This is a genomic window from Sphingomonas sp. Xoc002 (genome assembly GCF_050408055.1).
Taxonomy (GTDB): domain Bacteria; phylum Pseudomonadota; class Alphaproteobacteria; order Sphingomonadales; family Sphingomonadaceae; genus Sphingomonas; species Sphingomonas yabuuchiae.
This window is the reverse complement of sequence record NZ_CP191175.1, coordinates 207,465-227,676: the sequence shown is the minus strand read 5'-3', so window position 1 is coordinate 227,676 and position 20,212 is coordinate 207,465. Positions and strand designations below refer to the sequence as shown.

16 protein-coding genes are annotated in these 20,212 nt (G+C 66.8%); 5 read left to right on the top strand and 11 right to left on the bottom strand.

The genetic code is table 11. The features are described 5' to 3' along the window. Nucleotide 1 precedes the first annotated feature (1 nt). The 3 genes from ACQR50_RS01070 to ACQR50_RS01060 all read left to right on the top strand — a co-directional run bounded on the left by ACQR50_RS01070 (nucleotide 2) and on the right by ACQR50_RS01060 (nucleotide 5,238). Nucleotides 2-2,101: a RelA/SpoT family protein gene (locus tag ACQR50_RS01070; RefSeq protein ID WP_428969472.1), complete on the top strand. Its 2,100-nt coding sequence runs from the start codon at nucleotides 2-4 to the stop codon at nucleotides 2,099-2,101. 412 nt (nucleotides 2,102-2,513) lie between these two features. Further along, nucleotides 2,514-3,929, top strand: coding sequence for a M48 family metalloprotease (locus tag ACQR50_RS01065; RefSeq protein ID WP_428969471.1), 1,416 nt, complete (start codon nucleotides 2,514-2,516; stop codon nucleotides 3,927-3,929). Between the two features lie 316 nt (nucleotides 3,930-4,245). Then, nucleotides 4,246-5,238, top strand: coding sequence for a glycosyltransferase family 2 protein (locus ACQR50_RS01060; RefSeq protein ID WP_428969470.1), 993 nt, complete (start codon nucleotides 4,246-4,248; stop codon nucleotides 5,236-5,238). 3 nt (nucleotides 5,239-5,241) lie between these two features. Here ACQR50_RS01060 and ACQR50_RS01055 read toward each other — a convergent pair whose 3' ends face one another. From ACQR50_RS01055 to ACQR50_RS01035, 5 genes are all read right to left on the bottom strand, one after another. Beyond that, nucleotides 5,242-6,390 (bottom strand): AAA family ATPase, encoded by a 1,149-nt coding sequence (locus ACQR50_RS01055; RefSeq protein WP_428969469.1) that lies wholly within the window; start codon nucleotides 6,388-6,390, stop codon nucleotides 5,242-5,244. A gap of 247 nt (nucleotides 6,391-6,637) precedes the next feature. Continuing rightward, complete coding sequence (pnp, locus tag ACQR50_RS01050; RefSeq protein ID WP_076714573.1) at nucleotides 6,638-8,977, bottom strand: polyribonucleotide nucleotidyltransferase; 2,340 nt, start codon at nucleotides 8,975-8,977, stop codon at nucleotides 6,638-6,640. A gap of 247 nt (nucleotides 8,978-9,224) precedes the next feature. Further along, nucleotides 9,225-9,494 carry a 30S ribosomal protein S15 gene (gene rpsO, locus ACQR50_RS01045; protein ID WP_007406197.1) on the bottom strand — a complete coding sequence of 90 codons (270 nt, stop codon included), beginning with the start codon at nucleotides 9,492-9,494 and terminating at the stop codon, nucleotides 9,225-9,227. Between the two features lie 12 nt (nucleotides 9,495-9,506). Then, nucleotides 9,507-10,526 (bottom strand): tRNA pseudouridine(55) synthase TruB, encoded by a 1,020-nt coding sequence (gene truB, locus ACQR50_RS01040; protein ID WP_428969468.1) that lies wholly within the window; start codon nucleotides 10,524-10,526, stop codon nucleotides 9,507-9,509. Nucleotides 10,527-10,553: 27 nt separating this feature from the next. Beyond that, nucleotides 10,554-11,162, bottom strand: coding sequence for a thymidine kinase (locus ACQR50_RS01035; protein WP_428969467.1), 609 nt, complete (start codon nucleotides 11,160-11,162; stop codon nucleotides 10,554-10,556). A gap of 51 nt (nucleotides 11,163-11,213) precedes the next feature. Here ACQR50_RS01035 and ACQR50_RS01030 point away from each other — a divergent pair, with 51 nt between their 5' ends. Continuing rightward, nucleotides 11,214-11,798 (top strand): YceI family protein, encoded by a 585-nt coding sequence (locus tag ACQR50_RS01030; protein WP_428969466.1) that lies wholly within the window; start codon nucleotides 11,214-11,216, stop codon nucleotides 11,796-11,798. Nucleotides 11,799-12,194: 396 nt separating this feature from the next. Here ACQR50_RS01030 and rbfA read toward each other — a convergent pair whose 3' ends face one another. From rbfA to rimP, 6 genes are all read right to left on the bottom strand, one after another. Next, nucleotides 12,195-12,602, bottom strand: a complete 408-nt coding sequence (gene rbfA, locus ACQR50_RS01025) for a 30S ribosome-binding factor RbfA (protein ID WP_428969465.1) — start codon at nucleotides 12,600-12,602, stop codon at nucleotides 12,195-12,197. Between the two features lie 104 nt (nucleotides 12,603-12,706). Continuing rightward, entirely contained in the window at nucleotides 12,707-15,610 is a 2,904-nt protein-coding gene (gene infB, locus ACQR50_RS01020; protein ID WP_428969464.1) for a translation initiation factor IF-2, read from the bottom strand. Then, nucleotides 15,607-16,410, bottom strand: a complete 804-nt coding sequence (locus ACQR50_RS01015) for a DUF448 domain-containing protein (RefSeq protein WP_428969463.1) — start codon at nucleotides 16,408-16,410, stop codon at nucleotides 15,607-15,609. The genes infB and ACQR50_RS01015 overlap by 4 nt, the downstream gene beginning before the upstream one ends. Next, complete coding sequence (locus ACQR50_RS01010; RefSeq protein WP_056432362.1) at nucleotides 16,391-16,627, bottom strand: tautomerase family protein; 237 nt, start codon at nucleotides 16,625-16,627, stop codon at nucleotides 16,391-16,393. The genes ACQR50_RS01015 and ACQR50_RS01010 overlap by 20 nt, the downstream gene beginning before the upstream one ends. Next, nucleotides 16,627-18,249: a transcription termination factor NusA gene (nusA, locus tag ACQR50_RS01005; RefSeq protein WP_428969462.1), complete on the bottom strand. Its 1,623-nt coding sequence runs from the start codon at nucleotides 18,247-18,249 to the stop codon at nucleotides 16,627-16,629. The genes ACQR50_RS01010 and nusA overlap by 1 nt, the downstream gene beginning before the upstream one ends. Beyond that, on the bottom strand, nucleotides 18,249-18,827 hold the full coding sequence (rimP, locus tag ACQR50_RS01000; protein WP_428969461.1) for a ribosome maturation protein RimP: 579 nt from the start codon (nucleotides 18,825-18,827) through the stop codon (nucleotides 18,249-18,251). The genes nusA and rimP overlap by 1 nt, the downstream gene beginning before the upstream one ends. A 178-nt stretch (nucleotides 18,828-19,005) precedes the next feature. On the opposite strand from rimP, the gene ACQR50_RS00995 reads away from it, so the two are divergent. Then, nucleotides 19,006-20,208, top strand: a complete 1,203-nt coding sequence (locus ACQR50_RS00995) for a PQQ-dependent sugar dehydrogenase (protein ID WP_428970612.1) — start codon at nucleotides 19,006-19,008, stop codon at nucleotides 20,206-20,208. Nucleotides 20,209-20,212: the final 4 nt, after the last annotated feature.

The following is a 20,212-nucleotide window of genomic DNA, read 5'->3' as shown; positions in this document are numbered from 1 at the left end:
CGTGCTCCGCCAGTATGAACTCGTCGACCGCGTGCTCGACTATGACCCCCAGGCCGATGAGGCGCTGTTGAACCGCGCCTATGTCTTCTCGATGAAGGCGCATGGCAGCCAGAAGCGTGCCTCGGGCGATCCCTATTTCAGCCATCCGATCGAGGTGGCCGGCATCCTGACCGACCTGCATCTGGATGACGAGACGATCGCCACCGCCATCCTGCACGACACGATCGAGGATACCGTCGCCACCTACGACGAGATCGAGCGGCTGTTCGGTCCCAATGTCGCGCGGTTGGTCGACGGCGTCACCAAGCTGTCCAAGATCGAGGCACAGACCGAAAGCGAGCGCGCGGCCGAAAACCTGCGCAAGTTCCTGCTCGCCATGTCGGACGATATCCGCGTGCTGCTGGTGAAGCTGGCCGACCGCCTCCACAATATGCGCACGCTCCATCACATCGCGAAGCCGGAAAAGCGCCGCCGCATCGCGAAGGAGACGATGGACATCTATGCCCCGCTCGCCGAGCGGATCGGCATGTATGAGTTCATGAAGGAGATGCAGATGCTCTCCTTCCAGCAGCTCGAACCCGAAGCCTATGAATCGATCACGCTGCGTCTCGCGCAGATGAAGGAAGGCGGCGGCGACCGGATTTCCAAGATCGCCTCGGGCCTGAAGCTGCTGATGTCGCGCGGCGGCGTGGATGCCGACGTGACGGGGCGCGAAAAGTCCGCCTTCTCGATCTTCCGCAAGATGAACGAGCGGCATATCAGCTTCGAGCAGCTGTCGGACGTCATGGCCTTCCGCGCGATCGTGCCGACCGAGGAGGATTGCTACCGCGCGCTGGGGCTGATCCATCGCCGCTGGCCGATGGTGCCGGGGCGGTTCAAGGACTATATCTCGACGCCCAAGCGCAACGGCTATCGCTCGCTCCACACCAGCGTCATCCACGCCGACAATGCGCGCATCGAGATTCAGATTCGGACCCCCGAAATGCATGCCGAGGCCGATTTCGGCCTGGCCGCGCACTGGACCTACAAGCAGGCGACGCGCCACGACGCGCAAGTCAGCTGGATTCGCGACCTGGTCGAAATCCTCGATACCTCGGACAGCCCCGAAGAGCTGATCGAGCATACGAAGATGGCGATGTATCAGGATCGCATCTTCGCCTTCACCCCCAAGGGCGAACTGATCCAGCTTCCCAAGGGCGCGACGCCGATCGACTTCGCCTATGCCGTGCACACCGATCTGGGCGACCAGGCGGTGGGCGCCAAGCTGAACGGGCGGGTGGTGCCGCTGTCGACCGTCATCTCGAACGGCGACCAGGTGCAGATATTGCGCTCGGCCGGACAGACGCCACAGGCCAACTGGCTGAACCTGGCGATCACCGGCAAGGCGCTGGCCGCGATCCGCCGCCACCTGCGCCATGCCGAACGCACCGAGCAGGTCAGCCTGGGCAGCAAGCTGTACGAGGATATCGTCCGCCGCCTGCCCGCCCAGATCGGGCCGGACGCGCTGACCCATGCGCTGCAACGGTTGAAGATGCCCGACGAGGCGCATCTGATGATTGCGATCGCGCGCCGTACGGTGTCGGATGCGGCGGTCATGGAGGCGCTGATGCCGGGCTCGGCCGGGGCGGACGTCGCCGCCCTCGCGCCGCAGTCGAGCGCCATCTCGATCAAGGGGCTGACGCCGGGCGTCGCCTATGACCTGGCGCAATGCTGTCACCCGGTGCCGGGCGACCGCATCGTCGGCCTGCGCCGCCCCGATGCGGGGATCGAGGTCCATGCGATCCAATGCCCGGTGCTCGCCGAACTGGCCGACCGCACCGACGAGGAAACCGACTGGGTCGACGTGTCCTGGGGCGATGAGAGCGAGGGCGCGACGGCGCGTATCTCGGTCATGGTCAAGAACGAGCCGGGCGCGCTGGGCATCCTCGCGACGATCATCGGCCAGCATAAGGCCAACATCATCAACGTCCGGCTGGATACGCGCGACACGCGTTTCCACACCAACCTGATCGATGTCGAGGTACACGACCTGCAACATCTGATGCGCCTGATCGCGGCGTTGCGCGCGGCGGATGTGGTGAGTCTGGTGGAGCGGGTCTGAGTTCGCGGAAATCCGGGGGAATGTAAGCGGCACCGACTGCACCTGACCCGCCTACTCCAATTCCTCCCCTTCCAGGGGAGGAAGATAGGCCCGGAACGCCGTGTAGAGCAGGCCGGCATCTGCGGCAGGGCCAGACACCTCCGCGTCTCCGCGCCTCCGCGCGAACCAATTTCTTCTGTTCCCCGGCGAAGGCCGGGGCCCAGTTGCGGTGAATGATCGAAGAAGCAGAGCAAGTGCCTCTCCCGCACCGCTTCGCGCGCGATCGGCAACGAAGAAACTGGACCCCGGCCTTCCCCGGGGCACGGCACGGCGCCGACGGAATCCTGACAGCAAAATGACGCCTCCGTAACAAAAGGCTGGAACTGACGCCCGTCACGCGCTTTGAAAAGCGCGAACAGGGAGTCCGTCACCGATGCGTTTCGCCACCGCCGCCGCCATACTCGCGCTCGTCGCCGCCCCCGTCGCGGCCCAGACCACGCGCTCCATCTCCGCGTCCGACAAGGCGCAGGGGGCGCAGGCCAATCCGCAGCTCGTGGCGCAATATGGCGGCCGCTATACCGGCCCGCAGGCCGCTTTCGTCGAGCGGGTCGGCAAGCGCGTCGCGGTCCAGTCGGGCCTGTCGAATGCGCAAGGGGACTTCACCGTCACCACGCTCAACTCACCGGTCGAGAACGCCTTCGCCATCCCCGGCGGCTATATCTATGTCACCCGCCAGTTGCTCGCGCTGATGAACTCGGAGGCCGAGCTGGCCTCGGTCTTGGGCCATGAGGTTGGCCATGTCGCCGCGCGCCATTCGCAGAGCCGCAACACCCGCTCGACCATCGGCTCTATCCTGGCGGCGGGCGCGGGCCTGCTGACCGGCAGCAACATCGCCAGTCAGGTCGTCGGCACCGGCGCGCAGCTCTACACGCTGAAATACGGCCGCGATCAGGAATATCAGGCCGATGGCCTCGGCATCCGTTACATGACGGCGGCCGGATACGACCCTTACGCCTCGGCCGACATGCTCGCCTCGCTGGCGGCGTCGAGCAACCTGGCCGCTCGGACCTCGGGCAGGAACGCCAATGCCGTCCCGACCTGGGCCTCGACCCATCCTAACAGCGCCGACCGCGTGCGCCGCGCCGCCGCGCTCGCCAAGCAGACCGGCCGCCCCGAAACCACCCCGCCGCAGGACACCGCCTATCTGCGGATGCTCGACGGCATGCCTTATGGCGACGATCCCAAGGAAGGCATTGTCGACGGCCAGACCTTCCGCCATCCCGGCCTCAAGCTGAAATTCACCGCTCCCAATGGCTATGCGATCGCCAATGGCAGCGACGCGGTGACGGTGGTCGGCCAGGGCGGGCAGGCCGAGATGCGCCTCGCACAAGGCAGCGACCTGGGCCAGGCGATCACCCAACGCTTCGGCCAGCTTGGCACCGGCACTCCCTCGGGCCAGCTTCAGAACGGCACGGCGAACGGCATTCCCTATGCCTATGTCACCACCCGCGCCGCCGCCAACAACCGCGCGGTCGATGCCACGGTGGTCGCCTACCGCTTCCCCTCGGCCACCTATACCTTCACGTTGGTCACACCTGCGGGATCGGGCATCGGGCCGTTCCAGCCGCTGCTCGCCTCGGTCGCGCCGCTCTCCACTGCCGAGGCGAACGGCATTCGCGGCAAGAAGATCAGCATCGTGACGGTCCGTCAGGGCGACACGATCGACAGCCTGGCGGCGCGCATGGCCTTTCCCGATTACAAGCGCGAGCGGTTCGTGACGCTGAACGGGCTGGATGCCGGACAGGCGCTGGTACCGGGTCGTCTGGTCAAACTGGTTGTGAATGGGTGACGGACGGCTTCAACGCCGCGAGGGTCCGGCCCCATAAGCGGCAACGGTCGTGATTGCCCTGTCATGTTCGTCCGGCAAGAAGCGCGGTGCAGCAGGTAGCGGCGCTACCTGCAGGACGTGCGACGCAGGCGGCGGGCGCGACAGGGCAACCGCTGTGCGGCGGGCCGATTTTGCCCCAGTGCGGCGTCGCGAGCCAAAGTGGCTTGAGGTCACGATGCGCAAGCATCGCTCCACTCCTCGCTTCTTGCCCTGAACCAAAATCGGCTCCGTCACGACCATTGCCGTTTATGGGGCCGGACCTTAAACCGGCGGCGTCATGAAGCGCCCTGCCCTGTCCGTCGTCGTCCCCTGCTATAACGAAGCCGCTTGCCTGGACGTGCTCCACGCGCGCATCTCGGGTGCGGCGCGCGCGGCGGTGGGCGAGGATTATGAGATCGTCCTGATCAACGACGGCTCGAAGGACGACAGCTGGCCGGTGATGCAGCGGCTGGCCGCCGCCGATCCGCATCTGGTGGCGATCAACCTGTCGCGCAACCACGGCCACCAGCTGGCGCTGACCGCAGGGCTCGACCTGTGCGCGGGCGAGCAGATCCTGATCATCGACGCCGATCTCCAGGACCCGCCCGAACTCCTGACCGACATGCGCGCGACCATGACGGCGCAGGGCGCGGACGTGGTCTATGCGGTCCGCCGCAAGCGTGCCGGCGAAACGCTGTTCAAAAAGGCGACCGCGGCGCTCTTCTACCGGATGCTCGACCGGCTGACCGATACGCCGATCCCGCTCGACACCGGCGATTTCCGCCTGATGAGCCGTCGCGCGCTCGACGCGCTGCAATCGCTGCCCGAACAGGCGCGCTTCATTCGCGGCATGGTCGCCTGGGTCGGCTTCCGCCAGGTCCCCTTCCCCTATGACCGCGCCGAGCGTCATGCGGGCGAGACCCATTATCCGCTGGGCAAGATGATCGCGCTCGCCTTCGACGCGGTGACGGGGTTCTCCACCGCGCCGCTTCGCTGGGCCAGCCATATCGGCCTCGCGCTGACCGCGGCGTCGTTGTTGCTGATCGTCTATATCGCGATCGGCTGGCTGACCGGCTCGGCGGTGCAGGGCTGGACCTCGACCATGCTCGTCACCGTCATCCTGGGCGCGGTGCAGATGTTCGTGCTGGGCATGATCGGCGAGTATCTGGGGCGGCTCTATATCGAGTCGAAGCGGCGGCCGCTCTATCTCGTCGCCGATGTGGCGGGGCCGGTGCAGGGCCATGCGCGGCTGGGCTACAGCGCGCATGAGGGGGCGAAGGACCCGGCCTGACCGCTATCGACCGGGCCAGGTCCAGCGCGGACGCACGACATCCTCGACCAGCGTCTCGCCCAGTTCCTTGTACAGGCGGATGCCGCGTGCCTCAGGGCTGCGCTCGAGCGCGTCGACCAGTTGGGCGGCGTGCGACACGGTGATGATCTGGCACCGCGCCGAGGCCTTCACGATCAGCCGGGCGAGCGGGGCGAGCAGATCGGGATGCAGGCTCGCCTCGGGTTCGTTCAGGATCATCAGTTCCGGGGGACGCGAGGACAGGAGCGCGGCGGCGAGCAGGATGTAGCGCAGCGTCCCGTCGGACAGCTCGGCCACCGAAAGCGGGCGCAGCAGGCCATATTGCCGCATCATCACCTCGAACCGCTCGCCGACCTGCAACGTCGCACCGTCAAAGGCATCGGCGATGGTGTCGGCCAGCGCATCGCCCTCGCCGATCTCGAAGATGGTCTGAATCGCCGCGCCGACATCGCCGCCGTCACCCGCCAGGACCGGGGTGAAGGTCCCCACCTGTGGCCGTCGCGCGGGCGCGTCGCGGTCGGTGCGCAGATCGTCATAGAAGCGCCAGCCGCGCATCCGCTCGCGCAAGGCCAGCAGCTCCAGTCCGTCGCCGCCATCGGCCCAGTGGGTGACCATCGAGTCGAACGACTCCATCGCCCGCCCGTCCGCGCGCCAGGTGCCATCCGCGGCCCGGCGCACCCGCGCATGATCGCCGCGTCGCTCCGCGATCAGGTTGGCCCGCCCGATGGCGGGACCCATCCAGAGCGCCTCCACCTTGATCTCGGGGTCATGCATGAACCGCGTCGAGCCCGGGATGGGCAGGCCCAGGTCGATGGCATAGCCATAATCGGCGGATGAAAATCCCAATTTCAAGCTGACCGGCCCGTCGCGCCGCGTCCCCTGCACCGGTACATCGCCGCTCTTCATCCCCCGGCTGAACTTTTCAGGGCCCGCCCACAAGGTCGAGTTCAGTCCGCCCTCCGCCGCCAGCGAGGCGATCACCCGGCCTTGCGCGACGTCGGACAGCAGCCGCAGTGCGCGGTAGAGGCTCGACTTCCCGCTTCCGTTCGCGCCGGTGACGATGGTCAGCGGGGCGAGCGGGATTACCACGTCGCGTAGCGAGCGATATCCGGAGATGGCCAGGGTTTCGATCACGGGGTCAGGTTATGATGGGAGCTTGCGGCTGTCGATGGCGCTTGGAGGGGGATCCCCTGCCCCTCCACCACCGCTTCGCGGCGGTCCCCCTGCCCCAGCACGGCTTGGGGAGGAATGGGTGCGCAAATCCTCCCCAATTCCGATGGGAGGGCGACCGCCTGGTGCAGCCGGTGGCGTAGGGGCAAGGCCCAACGAAAAAGGGCCCGGGGTTTCCCCCGAGCCCTTGTCCGTCATCCGAAGATAAGGATCAGTCGCGATCGCCGGTCAGGAAGGCCGGAGCGGCGAATTCGGGCGAACCGCCCTGCTCGCCACCTTCGCGACGGGGACGGTCGCCACGGTCGCGACGCGGGCCGCTGCGGCCTTCGCCGCCACGATCACCACCACGCTCGCCGCCACGGTCACCACCATCGCGGCGCGGACCGCGACCGCCTTCACGGGGACCACGATCGCCGCGCGGTTCACGCGGTTCGCGGGCCGGACGATTGTCTTCCAGCTCGGCACCGGTTTCCTGGTCGACGACGCGCATCGACAGGCGGACCTTGCCGCGCGGATCGATCTCGAGGACCTTGACCTTGACTTCCTGGCCTTCGGTCAGGACGTCCGAGACCTTCTCGACGCGCTCGTTCTTGATCTCCGAGACGTGGACCAGACCGTCCTTGCCGCCCATGAAGTTCACGAACGCACCGAAATCGACCAGGTTGACGACCTTGCCGTTGTAGATCTTGCCGACCTCGGCCTCTTCGACGATGCCCTTGATCCAGTTCATCGCGGCTTCGATCTGCGAACCGTCCGACGAGCTGATCTTGATCACGCCCTCGTCGTCGATGTCGACCTTGGCGCCGGTGGTGGCGACGATCTCGCGGATCACCTTGCCGCCGGTGCCGATCACGTCGCGGATCTTCGACTTGTCGATCGTCATCGTCTCGATGCGCGGGGCATGGGCCGACAGCTCGGTGCGGGTTTCACCCAGCGCCTTGTTCATCTCGCCCAGGATGTGCGCACGGCCTTCCTTGGCCTGCGCCAGCGCGACCTTCATGATCTCCTCGGTGATACCGGCGATCTTGATGTCCATCTGGAGCGAGGTGATACCCTCGGAGGTGCCGGCGACCTTGAAGTCCATGTCGCCCAGGTGATCTTCGTCACCCAGGATGTCCGACAGGACGGCGAAGTCCTTGCCTTCCAGGATCAGGCCCATGGCGATGCCCGAGACCGGACGCTTCAGCGGAACGCCCGCATCCATCAGCGACAGCGAGCCGCCGCAGACGGTGGCCATCGACGACGAGCCGTTCGACTCGGTGATGTCGCTGGTCACGCGGATGGTGTAGGGGAATTCCTCCTTCGACGGCAGCACCGGGTGCAGCGCACGCCAGGCCAGCTTGCCATGGCCGATCTCGCGACGACCCGGCGCGCCGAAGCGGCCCACTTCGCCGACCGAATAGGGCGGGAAGTTATAGTGCAGCATGAAGTGCTGGTAGGACAGGCCGTTCAGGCCGTCGATCATCTGCTCCGCGTCGCGGGTGCCCAGCGTCGTGGTCGCGATCGTCTGGGTCTCGCCGCGCGTGAACAGCGCCGAGCCGTGCGAACGCGGCAGGAAGTGAACCTCGGCCTCGATCGGACGAATCTGGGTGGTCGAGCGACCGTCGATGCGGCGGCCGTCCTTCAGGATCGCGGTGCGGACGATCTCGGCTTCCAGCTTCTTGACCAGCTTGGCGGCGACCAGCTGCTCCTGTGGGCTACGGTCGGCCATGGCGGCCTTCGCCTTGGCGCGCGCCTCGCCCAGCGCGGTCTGGCGCTGCTGCTTGTCGGTCAGCTTGTAGGCCGCCGTGATGTCCTTGCCGACCAGCTTCTTCAGCTCGGCCTTGACCGCCTTCTGGTCGTCGCCGACCTTCAGTTCCCACGGATCCTTCGCGGCCTGCTCGGCCAGGTCGATGATCGCGTCGATGATCTGCTGCGATGCCTTGTGCGCGAACATGACGGCGCCCAGCATCACTTCCTCGGACAGCTCCTTGGCTTCCGACTCGACCATCATCACCGCGTCGTGGGTGGCGGCGACGACCAGGTCCAGGTCACCGGCCAGCGCCTCGGCGTCGGTCGGGTTCAGCTGATACTCGCCATCGACATAACCGACGCGCGCTGCGCCGATCGGGCCCATGAACGGCACGCCCGAGATGGTGAGCGCGGCCGACGCGGCGACCAGCGCCAGGATGTCGGGCTCGTTCTCGCCGTCATAGGACAGCACCTGGCAGATGCAGTTGATCTCGTTGTAGAAACCCTCGGGGAACAGCGGGCGGATCGGACGATCGATCAGGCGGCTGATCAGCGTCTCACGCTCGGTCGCGCCGCGCTCGCGCTTGAAGAAACCGCCGGGGATACGGCCCGCCGACGAGAACTTCTCCTGATAGTGAACGGTGAGCGGGAAGAAGTCCTGCCCTTCCTTCACATTCTTCGCGGCCGTCACGGCGCACAGCACCACCGTCTCGCCCAGCGTCGCGATCACCGCGCCGTCGGCCTGACGGGCCACCTTGCCGGTTTCGAGGGTCAGCGTCTTGCCGCCCCACTCGATGGCCACTTTCTTGGTATTGAACATGGAATATCCTTCACTCCGACGGGCCTATCCCGCCGGGGCCTATGGGTTGAGCCAAGATTGGCTCTGGAGGTCGACCGAATTGCCGATCCTCCGATCCTACCCGCGCAGTTCGACGGGTTTCATGACATAAAGGCTTTGGGGAGGCGCACCCTTGCGCGCATCCGGTCGGCCGGGTGCTCTATACACCAGACAATAAAAAAAGGGCACCCCGGGAGGGATGCCCTTTTTCATGGCTTTCGCCCAACGCTTACTTGCGCAGGCCGAGCTTGGCGATCAGCGCCAGATAGCGGTCGCCATCCTTGTGACGCAGATAGTCGAGCAGCGAGCGGCGCTTGTTGACCAGCATCAGCAGGCCGCGACGCGAGTGGTTGTCCTTCGCGTGGGTCTTGAAGTGCTCGGTCAGGTTCTGAATACGCTGGGTCAGGATCGCGACCTGGACTTCGGGCGAACCCGTGTCACCCTCGGCGCGGGCATGATCCTTGATGATTTCCTGGCGGCGTTCAGCAGTGATCGACATCGTGATCCTTTCTTAATCGAGGTTGAAACCACGAACGACCCGGACTTGTGCGTCCAGCGCCTCCACCAGCGCCACCGGGATATCCCCCAGCATCGCGAAATATTGGCCATCGTCCACGGCAATCCCGGCCAGCACACGCCCCTGACGGAGCGCCCCTGCCTGGTCGGGGTCGAGAGCAAGAGCCGGGATGTCGTCCAGCCCCGCCCTCAGCGGCAGGAGTATCTGTTCAAGGGTGCGCGCCTGCCCCATTTCGTTCAATTTGTCCAGCGATATCGCCGGGGCCAGGGTGAACGGCCCTGCCTTGGTCCGGCGGAGCATGGTGACATGGCCGACCGTGCCCAGGGCCAGCGCGATGTCGCGCGCGAGGGAGCGGATATACGTGCCCTTGGAAACATGCGCGGTAAGGGTGACTTCTTCCAATTCCTCCCCAAGCTCCGCTTGGGGAGGGGGACCATCCGAAGGATGGTGGAGGGGCGGCGCGTCAGCGCCGGGAACGCTGGCGAGCGTCCCCGCCCCTCCACCACGCTCTTCGAGCGCGGTCCCCCTCCCCATCGGAGATGGGGAGGATAGGAGCGAATGAATCGTCACCGCGCGACTCGCCAGCACCACCTCTTCCCCGGCGCGCGCGAGGTCGTACGCCCGCTCGCCATCGATCTTCAGCGCGGAATAGGCGGGCGGCACCTGGTCGATCGGACCGCTGAAGCGCGGCAGCACCGCCTCCAGCGCGGCGCGGGTGGGCCGCACGTCGCTGGTTGCCACCACCTCGCCCTCGGCGTCCAGCGTCGACGTCTGCTCGCCGAAACGGATGGTGAAGTCATACACCTTGTCGCTGTCGAGCATCCGCCCGGCCAGCTTGGTCGCCTCGCCCACCGCGATCGGCAGCACGCCCGTCGCCAGCGGGTCGAGCGTGCCGCCATGGCCGACCTTGATGCCCTTGCCATAGCCGCCTTGGCGCAAGCACCGCTTGACCGCGCTCACCCCTTGCGTCGATCCCAGCCCCAGCGGCTTGTCGAGAATGATCCATCCATGCATCGCCAAGGCGTTAGTCGGGCTTGGCCCCTATCTCAAGGACGGCGCCTCAAGCACCGCCCCGCCCGCCAGCGCCTCGCCGAAATGGCGGCGGCAGAGCGCGATATAGCGGTCATTGCCGCCGATCTCGGTCTGCGCGCCCTCGGCGATCGCCTTGCCCTGCCCGTCGACGCGCAGGTTCATCGTCGCCTTCGCACCGCACACGCAGACCGATTTGATCTCGCTGAGCGCATCGGCCAGCGCCAGCAGCCGCGCCGAACCAGGGAAAAGCTGTCCCTTGAAGTCGGTGCGCAGGCCATAGCAGAGCACCGGAATACGATGCCGGTCGGCGAGTCGCGCGAGTTGGTCGACCTGTTCGGGCGTCAGGAACTGCGCCTCGTCGACCAGAACGCACGCCAGCGGCGTCTGCCCGTGCCGCTCCAGCGCGCAGACCTCCAGATCGGTACCCATGTGAAACGGCGTCGCGGGCTGCGACAGGCCGATGCGCGAGGCGATGGTGCCATAGGCGAAACGGTCGTCGATCGCGGCGGTGAACAGCATCGTGTTCATCCCCCGCTCGCGATAGTTGAAATCGGCCTGCAGCAGCATGGTCGATTTCCCCGCATTCATGCTGGCATAATAGAAATAGAGCTTGGCCATGGCGGCCCCTTATCGGATGGGGGCCGGCTTTTCGAGCATGAGGTGGATGGGGTGAGAATCGGTAATCTCGCGACGGTCGCGGTCGCGACGCTGGCGAGCATGGCCACGGCCGGCAGCACCGGCGCGATTGGCTATACCATCGCCCCCGCTTATGCCCGCGTCGAGGCCAAGGTCGGCTTTTTCGGACTGGGCAGCAAGACCGCGCATTTCCCCCACACGGAGGGCCATGTCGCGCTGTCCGATCGCGATGCCAAGGCGGTAACGCTGGACGTGCGGATCGATACCCGGACACTGGAGGCGGGCGATGCGCTCACCCGCTCGCGGTTGCGGGGCGCGGACTTTTTCGATGTCGAGCATTATCCGCACGTCACCTTCCACGCGACCGGCATGAGCCGCACCGGGCCGCATAGCGCGACGGTGTCGGGCACGATCTCGGCACGGGGCGTCACGCGCCCGGCGATGCTCGCGGTCGACTTCTCGCAGCCCTTCGCCGCGATGACGGGGCGCGAGCCGGTGCATATCGCGGCGACGACGCGGATCGACCGGCGGGATTTCGGGATGACGGCCTATCCGCTGATCGTCGGGCGGCAGGTGACGATCGCGATCGACGCGGATCTGGTGCCGGTGGCGGGGTAAGGCCCCTTCCCTTCGGTCCGTTCAGACCGAGCGAAGTCGAAGGCGGGATTGGGTGGGAATGAGGTTCGCGCAGAGGCGCGGAGGACGCAGAGGGGGGTCATGAAGTGCCCCCTACCGCACCACCCCGGCGAAGGCCGGGTCCTGTTGGGGCACCCGCGGCAGCGCAAGGCATTTGCCTCCCCCGCCTTGGCACAACGCCCCATCGACGCTCAAGATACTGGGCCCCGGCCTTCGCCGGGGTGGAGCGCGCTATTGAATGCGGGGCCTTCTTCTCCGCGTTCTCTGCGCCTCTGCGCGAACTAAAAGCCTTCGCGACTTCGCGGCTTCGCGTGCGCCCTATTTTTGACGGTCGCAGCGTGGCCTTCGACTTCGCTCAGGCTGAACGGTGAGTGGGTATCAGTCCTCTGACGCTTCGCCCTCCGCCAGATCTTGCGACACCTTGGGCGAGCGCAGCAGCGAATCGATATGGCTGCCTTCGTCGAAGCTCTCGTCCGCCAGGAACTTCAGCTTGGCGGCGTATTTCATCTTCACACGGTGCGCGACCTCGCGCTGCAGATAGGCGGTATTGGTGCGTAGCGCCTTGATCACCACCTCCTCGTCCTTGCCCAGCAACGGCTTCACGAAGACGGTCGCGTGGCGCAGGTCGGGGGACATGCGGACTTCGGTCACGCTGACCATATGCTTGGCCAGCGTCTCGTCATGCACGTCGCCGCGCGCGAGGATTTCGGACAGGATGTGGCGGACCTGCTCGCCGACGCGCAGCAGGCGGACCGAAGGTTCGGCGGGGTTTTTGGACTGGACCATGTCAGTTTCTTCTCAAACGAAAATCGCGGCCGCCATACGGGCGACCGCGATCCATTCCGGCGTGATGCACGGGCGGCAGGATCGCTCCCACCGCCCCGCGATCATCAGAGCGAACGCTCGCGCAGTTCGACCTCGAAGGTTTCGAGATAGTCGCCCGCCTTGATGTCGGTGAAGTTCTGCGTGAACGTCACACCACATTCCAGACCGGCGCGAACTTCGGCGACATCGTCCTTGAACCGGCGGAGCGAGTTGATCTCGCCCTGGTAGATGATGACGTCGTTGCGCGTGATGCGCGCCTTGAGCGCCTTGCGGATGACACCCTCGGTGACCAGCAGACCGGCGGCCTTGCCGATCTTGCCTGCCGAGAAGACCTCGCGGATTTCGGCGCGGCCGACGACCGTTTCGAACGCCTCGGGGCCCAGCTCACCGGCCATGCCCGCGCGGATCTCGTCGATCAGGTCATAGATGACGTCGTAATATTTCAACGCCACCTTGTTCCGCTCGGCGATCTCGCGCGCCTTGGCGTTGGCACGGACGTTGAAGCCGATGATCGGCGCGCCGGAGGCGGCCGCCAGCGTCACGTCCGACTCGGTGATGCCACCGACGCCCGAGTGCAGGATGCGCGCCTTGATCAGGTCCGATTGGATCTTGTTGATCGACGCCACGATCGCCTCGACGGTGCCCTGCGTATCCGCCTTCACGACCAGCGGATATTCCTTGGCCTGGTTCGCCTTCAGCGCCGAGAACATCGACTCCAGGCTGGCCGGGGCCGAGGTCGTGCGCTTCTGCAGCACCACGCTCTGGCGATATTCGGCGACTTCACGGGCCCGCGCCTCGTTCTCGACGACCTGCAACAGGTCGCCCGCCTGGGGCACGCCCGACAGACCGAGGACCTCGACCGGCATCGCAGGACCGGCCTGCTTCACCTGACGGCCCTTGTCGTCGACCAGCGCACGGACCTTGCCGCTTTCCGCGCCGACGACGAACACGTCGCCGACCTTCAGCGTGCCGCGCGTGACGAGCACGGTCGCGACCGGACCACGGCCCTTGTCCAGCTTGGCCTCGACCACGCTGCCTTCGGCGGCGCGATCGGGGTTGGCGGTCAGTTCGAGCAGTTCGGCCTGAAGCTGGATCTTCTCGATCAGCGTATCCAGACCGATCTTCTTGAGCGCCGACACTTCGACGTCCTGGGTTTCACCGCCCATGTCCTCGACCTGCACGTCATGCTCGAGCAGACGCTCGCGGACGCGCTGGGCATTGGCGTCGTGCTTGTCGATCTTGTTGATCGCCACGATCATCGGCTTGCCCGCCGCCTTGGTGTGGTTGATCGCCTCGATCGTCTGCGGCATCAGCCCGTCATCGGCCGCCACCACCAGCACCACGATATCCGTGACGTCGGCGCCGCGGGCACGCATCTGGGTAAAGGCCTCGTGGCCCGGCGTGTCGAGGAAGGTGACCTTCGACTTGTCCTTCAGCGTGACCTGATAGGCGCCGATATGCTGGGTGATGCCACCGGCTTCACCGCGCACCACATCGGTGCCGCGCAGCGCGTCGAGCAGCGAGGTCTTGCCGTGGTCGACATGGCCCATGATCGTCACGACCGGCGGACGCGGCTGAAGGCTCTCGGCCGCATCCTCGGTGGTGTCGAGCGCCAGATCGATGTCGCTGTCGGAGACGCGGACGATGTTGTGGCCGAATTCGGTCACCAACAGCTCGGCCGTGTCCTGGTCGATGGTCTGCGTCATCGTGACGGGCATGCCCATCTTGAACAGCGCCTTGACCAGATCCGCGCCCTTTTCGGCCATACGGTTGGCCAGTTCCTGGACGGTGATCGCCTCGGGCACCTGCACGTCGCGGACCTGCTTGACCTGCGGCTCGCGCGGGCCGCCAAAGCCACGCTTTTCCTTCTCGCGGGCACGCTTCAGCGCGGCGAGCGAACGGGCGCGCGCGCCGTCCTCGTTCAGGGCGCGCGTCACGGTCAGCTTGCCGCCGCGACGCTCGTCACCCTTGCGGTCGCGCTGCTGCGGACGGCCCGGAGGCGCGTTGCGCGGCGTCGGCTGGCCCGAAGGCATCGAACGCGGGGCGCCGCCCGACGGAGCGGAGGCGGTGGTGTTGCTCGGCGCGCTGGCGGCAGGCGCCGCCGCTGCGGCGGGCGCAGGCGCGGGCTTGGGCGCAGGCTTCGGGATTTCCGGACGCTGCACCGGCGAGAAGCGGCGCGGCGCGGGCATCGAGGGATCGCGACCCAGAACCGGCGGCGTCGGCACCACCGGCGCAGGCGCCGGGGTCGGAGCGGGCGCAGGCGCAGGCTTGGCCGCGACCGGAGCGGGTGCGGGGGACGGCGCAGGAGCCGCGGTCGGCGCGGGTGCCTCGACCTTCGGCGCTTCCACCTTGGGTTCGGGCGCCGGGATCACCGGACGCTCGACGGGGCGGAACATGCGCGGCTGGACCGAGATGGTCGGTGCGGCAGGCGCCTCGGCCTGTACGGGGGCCTGCACGGGCGCTTCGGCGACCGGCTCAGCCGTAGGCTGAGGCTCGGGCGCCGCTTCGGCAGCCGGTTCCGGCGCGGGCGGCGGCGCAGCGGCAGCCTCGGCGGCGGCACGCGCACGTTCCTCGGCGCGGACACGCTCGTCCTCGGCGCGCTGCTGACGCTCGGCGTCCTCGCGGCGACGAATCTCTTCCTGCATGGCGAGGCGCTGTTCCTCTGCCTCACGCAGCAGACGGGCCTGACGCTCCTGCGCCGTCTCGTTCGACGGAACGGGGCGCGGCGGGGCGACCGGCGCCGCCGCCACGGGGGCGGCCGGAGCCGGGGCCGGAGTCGGTGCAGGGGCGGCCGCCTCGGGCGCTCCACCCTGCGGGCCCAGGACGCGACGGCGCTTCGTCTCGACGATCACGGTGTTGGACCGGCCGTGGCTGAAGCTCTGCTTCACCTTGCCGGTCTCGACCGTGCGCTTCAGCCCCAGGGGCTGGCGCATTCCGAGTTTCGGCTTGTCGTTGTCGGTCTCGCTCACTCAAAATCCTCGTGTACGGTCACGGCCGTTCGGTCACCGGTAATGTCGGACGCCGATGCGCCTTGCGAGGCCGTTTCGCAAGGCGTTGCCACAGGGTCGGGTCCGATAAAATGCAGCCAGCGGTCGAGCGCTTCGCTCACCCGCTTTGCCGCGTTACGATCTGTCAGGCCGATGTGTACCACATTTTCGCGGCCCAACGCCATTGACAATATGGGGCGTGTGGCGGGCAGTGCCAACCCCTTGAGATCAGAACCTTCGCGATCCGACCCCACGCGCCACGCCTGCGCCAGCTTGCGACAGCCGTCGTCGCCCGCATCGGACGCATGATAGAGCGCGTGCAGCTGGCCCGAACGGGCCGCCGTCGCGATCTTGTCCGATCCGGTCAGCAACATGCCCGAACGCGACTCGAGTCCCAGCCGGTCGAGCGCGTTCCGCTCCAAAGCGGATGCGATCAGGTGGGGCAGGTCGTCGGGAATACTGAACTCGCCCGTCTTGAACGCGCGCGCCAGTGCCCCCTTCAACTTGCCCTTGGCGATGGCCGTTTCCAGTTCGCCGCGAGTCACGCCGATCCAGCCGCCCCGGCCCGGCGCCTTGGCGCGGACATCGGGCAGCACCCGTCCGTCGGGCGCGAGCGCCAGACGGATCAGGTGCGGGCGCGCGTCATGCTCGCCCGACAGGATGCAGCGGCGGACCGGCCCGTCGATCGAGTCGCGGGCCGCCTTCGCGGTCTCCCTGGGACTCCGGCCCTTCCTGGCCGGAGCGCTGTTTACGCCAGCGTGCTCATTGTCCCGGTTCCGCATGCGCGTCTCCCCGGGCGTTGGAGGCAGGAGCATCACGGTCGGCGATCAGCTGACCGCCCGCCCCGTAATTTTCGGTCGAAACCTCCTCGATCACGATCTGGACGGCGGCCGGGTTCTTGCCCAGCCGCTCCACCAGCGAACGAGTCACGTCGGCGACGATCTCGGCCTTTTGCTGCTTGGAGGCGGTGCCCGCCAGACGGATCGAGACGAACGGCATCAGGCTTCGTCGCCCTCCGCCTGCTCTTCACCAGCGTCCGCGGCAGGCTCTTCCTCATCGTCAAACCAGTGCGCACGCGCGGCCATGATGATCTCGTTGCCCTGCTCATCGCTCAGACCGTATTCGGCCAGGATGCCGCCCTTGGGGGCGGGACGCGGGGCATCGTCACCACGACGACGCGGCTCGGCGCGCTTCTTCTCGACCAATTCGTCGGTCGCCAGATCGGCGAGATCGTCGAGCGTCTTGATGCCCGCCTTGCCCAGCGTGACCAGCATCGCCTCGGTCAGATACGGCATCTCGGCCAGTGCGTCGTCGACGCCCAGACCACGACGCTCGTCACGCGCAGCCTGTTCGCGGCGGTCCAGCGCTTCCTGCGCGCGGCTCTGCAACTCCTGCGCCAGGTCCTCGTCGAAGCCCTCGATCGCGGCCAGCTCGTCGAGCTCGACATAGGCGACCTCTTCCAGCGCGCCGAAGCCTTCGGCGACCAGCAGCTGGGCCAGCGTCTCGTCCACGTCCAGCTCGTTCTGGAACATCTCGGAGTTCGCGACGAACTCCTTCTGACGCTTCTCGGAGGCATCGGCCTCGGTCAGGATGTCGATCGCCTTGGCGGTCAGCTGGCTGGCCAGGCGGACATTCTGGCCGCGACGGCCGATGGCGAGGCTGAGCTGATCGTCGGGGACGACGACCTCGATACGGTCCTCTTCCTCGTCGATCACGACGCGGCTGACATTCGCGGGCTGAAGCGCGTTCACCACGAAGGTCGCGGTATCGGGCGACCAGGGGATGATGTCGATCTTTTCGCCCTGCATTTCCTGCACGACGGCCTGGACGCGGCTGCCCTTCATGCCGACGCAGGCGCCGACCGGGTCGATCGACGAGTCGTGGCTGATCACGCCGATCTTGGCGCGGCTGCCCGGATCGCGCGCGGCGGCCTTGATCTCGATGATGCCGTCATAGATTTCGGGCACTTCCTGCGCGAACAGCTTCTTCATGAAGTCCGGGTGCGCGCGGGACAGGAAGATCTGCGGGCCACGGTTCTCGCGGCGGACGTTCAGGATCAGCGAGCGGATGCGGTCGTTCACGCGGACGACTTCGCGTGGAATCTGCTGGTCGCGACGGATCACGCCCTCGGCGCGGCCCAGATCGACGACGATGTGACCGAACTCGACGCGCTTGACGACGCCGGTGATGATCTCACCCTGGCGGTCCTTGAACTCGTCATACTGACGGTCGCGCTCGGCGTCGCGGACCTTCTGGAAGATGACCTGCTTGGCGGCCTGCGCCGCGATGCGGCCGAACTCGATCGGGGGCAGCGGGTCGACGATGAAGTCGCCGATCGCGGCACCCTTTTGCAGCTTCTCGGCGCCCTTCAGGTCGATCTGCTTGTAATAGTCGTCGACCTGCTCGACCACCTCGACGACGCGCCACAGACGCAGGTCGCCCGAGTTGGGGTCGAGCTTCGCACGGATGTCGTTCTCGGCACCGTAGCGGGCACGGGCGGCGCGCTGGATCGCGTCCTCCATCGCCTCGATCACGATACCCTTGTCGATCATCTTCTCCGAGGCGACCGCATTCGCGATCGCGATCAGTTCCGCCTTGTTGGCGGAAATGGCGGTAGCCATCAGTGCCGTCCTTCCGTGGTGGCGCCGTCCTGTTCGGGCGCATCCTGATAATAAACCTCTTCCGCGCCATCGAGGGACAGCGGCACCGTCGCGGCGATCAGCCGATCGGTCATGACGAGCTTGGCGTCCTCGATCGCGGTGAAGGGCAGTTTGTGGCGAACCTCTTCCCCGTCGACGATGACGACAGTCTCGCCCTCGACCCCGGCCAGGTCGCCCTTGAACTGCTTGCGACCGTTCAGCTTCTCGGCCAGCGTGATCCGCGCCTCATGCCCCGCCCAGTCGGCGAAGTCCTTCAACCGGGTCAGCGGGCGGTCGATACCGGGCGAGGACACCTCCAGCCGATAGGCATGGTCGATCGGGTCGCGGCCTTCGGCCTCCAGCGCGTCCATCACGTCGGAGATGCGGCGTGACAGGTCGGCGCAATCGTCGATGTTCAGCTGGCGCGTGTCGGGGCGCTCGGCCATCACCTGCAGCGTGGGGTCCGACGTGCCGCCATACATCTTCACGCGCACGAGCTCGAAACCGAGCGCCTTGGCCTCGGGTTCGATGAGTTGCGTCAGAAGGGCGATGTCCGCCATGAAAGCTCCAGATGTGCCGGATCGGTGCCGCGGAACCCGTCCCGCAGCCTCTTTCACCCGACGATGTAAGAGAATGCGGCAGTCTATACGCGCAACGCTCTTGCGAAACAAGCATCGATATCGAAACATTAGCCGGTGCAATGAGGGCCGCGCTCGGCCCGAGACGGGAGAGACGATGATGAAACTGCCGCTGTTCGCTGCCTTGCCGGTGGCGCTGATCGCCTGCTCGGGCAATGGCCCCGGTCCGAGCGAAACGGGCAATACGTCGCCGGTCACGGTGACGCCCGGCGGCACGCCCTCCCCCTCCCCGTCCGCCACGGCCAGTCCGCCCGCGACGGTGGTGAACGGACAGCCCTTCGGCCGGACGGTCATCGCCGATTTCGACGCGCCCTGGGCGATGACCTTCCTGCCCGACCGGCGGATGCTGGTGACCGAGAAGGACGGCCGGATGCTGCTCGTCGGCGCGGATGGCCAGGCGCGCCAGACGGTCGCGCGGATCGCGGTCGATTCGGCGGGCCAGGGCGGCCTGATGGACGTGGTCCTCGCCCCCGACTTCGCGCAGAGCGGCCGTGTCTATTTCAGCTATTCGGCCGCAGCGGACGGCGGCAAGCGAGTCGTGCTGGCGCGGGGGCGTTTGCAGGAAGCGAACGGCGCCGCGCAGCTGACGGGTATCGAGACCTTGTGGGCCGCCACCCCCGCCGTCACCGGCGATGGCCATTATTCGGGTCGCATCGCCTTTTCGCCCGACGGCCAATATCTGTTCTTCACCGCGGGCGACCGCCAGAAGTTCACGCCGGCGCAGGACCCCAAGGCCACGCTCGGCAAGGTGCTGCGCCTGACCCCGGACGGCCAGCCCGCGCCGGGCAATCCGCTGGCGGCGCAGGGCTTCGATCCGGCCGTCTGGTCCTATGGCCATCGCAACCTGCTGGGCATCGCCTTCGATGGAGCGGGCAATCTGTGGCAGCAGGAAATGGGCCCCAAGGGCGGCGACGAGTTGAACCTGATCCTGCCGGGCCGCAACTATGGCTGGCCCAACGCCTCCAACGGGTCGCATTATGACGGGCGCAACATTCCCGATCACCGCGCGGGCGACGGGTACGAAGCCCCCAAGGTCTGGTGGACCCCGGTGATCTCGCCGGGCGGGCTGATGATCTATTCGGGCTCGCTGTTCCCGCAATGGCGCGGCGACGCCTTTATCGGCGGATTGTCGAGCAAGGCGCTGATCCGCGTCGACCTGAGCGGTACCGGCGCCACCAAGGGCGACCAGTGGGATATGGGCGCCCGTATCCGCGAGGTCGAGCAGGGGCCGGACGGCGCCATCTATGTGCTGGAGGATGGCGGCGATTCGCAAGGCAGGCTCATCAAGCTGACGCCGGCCTGACATC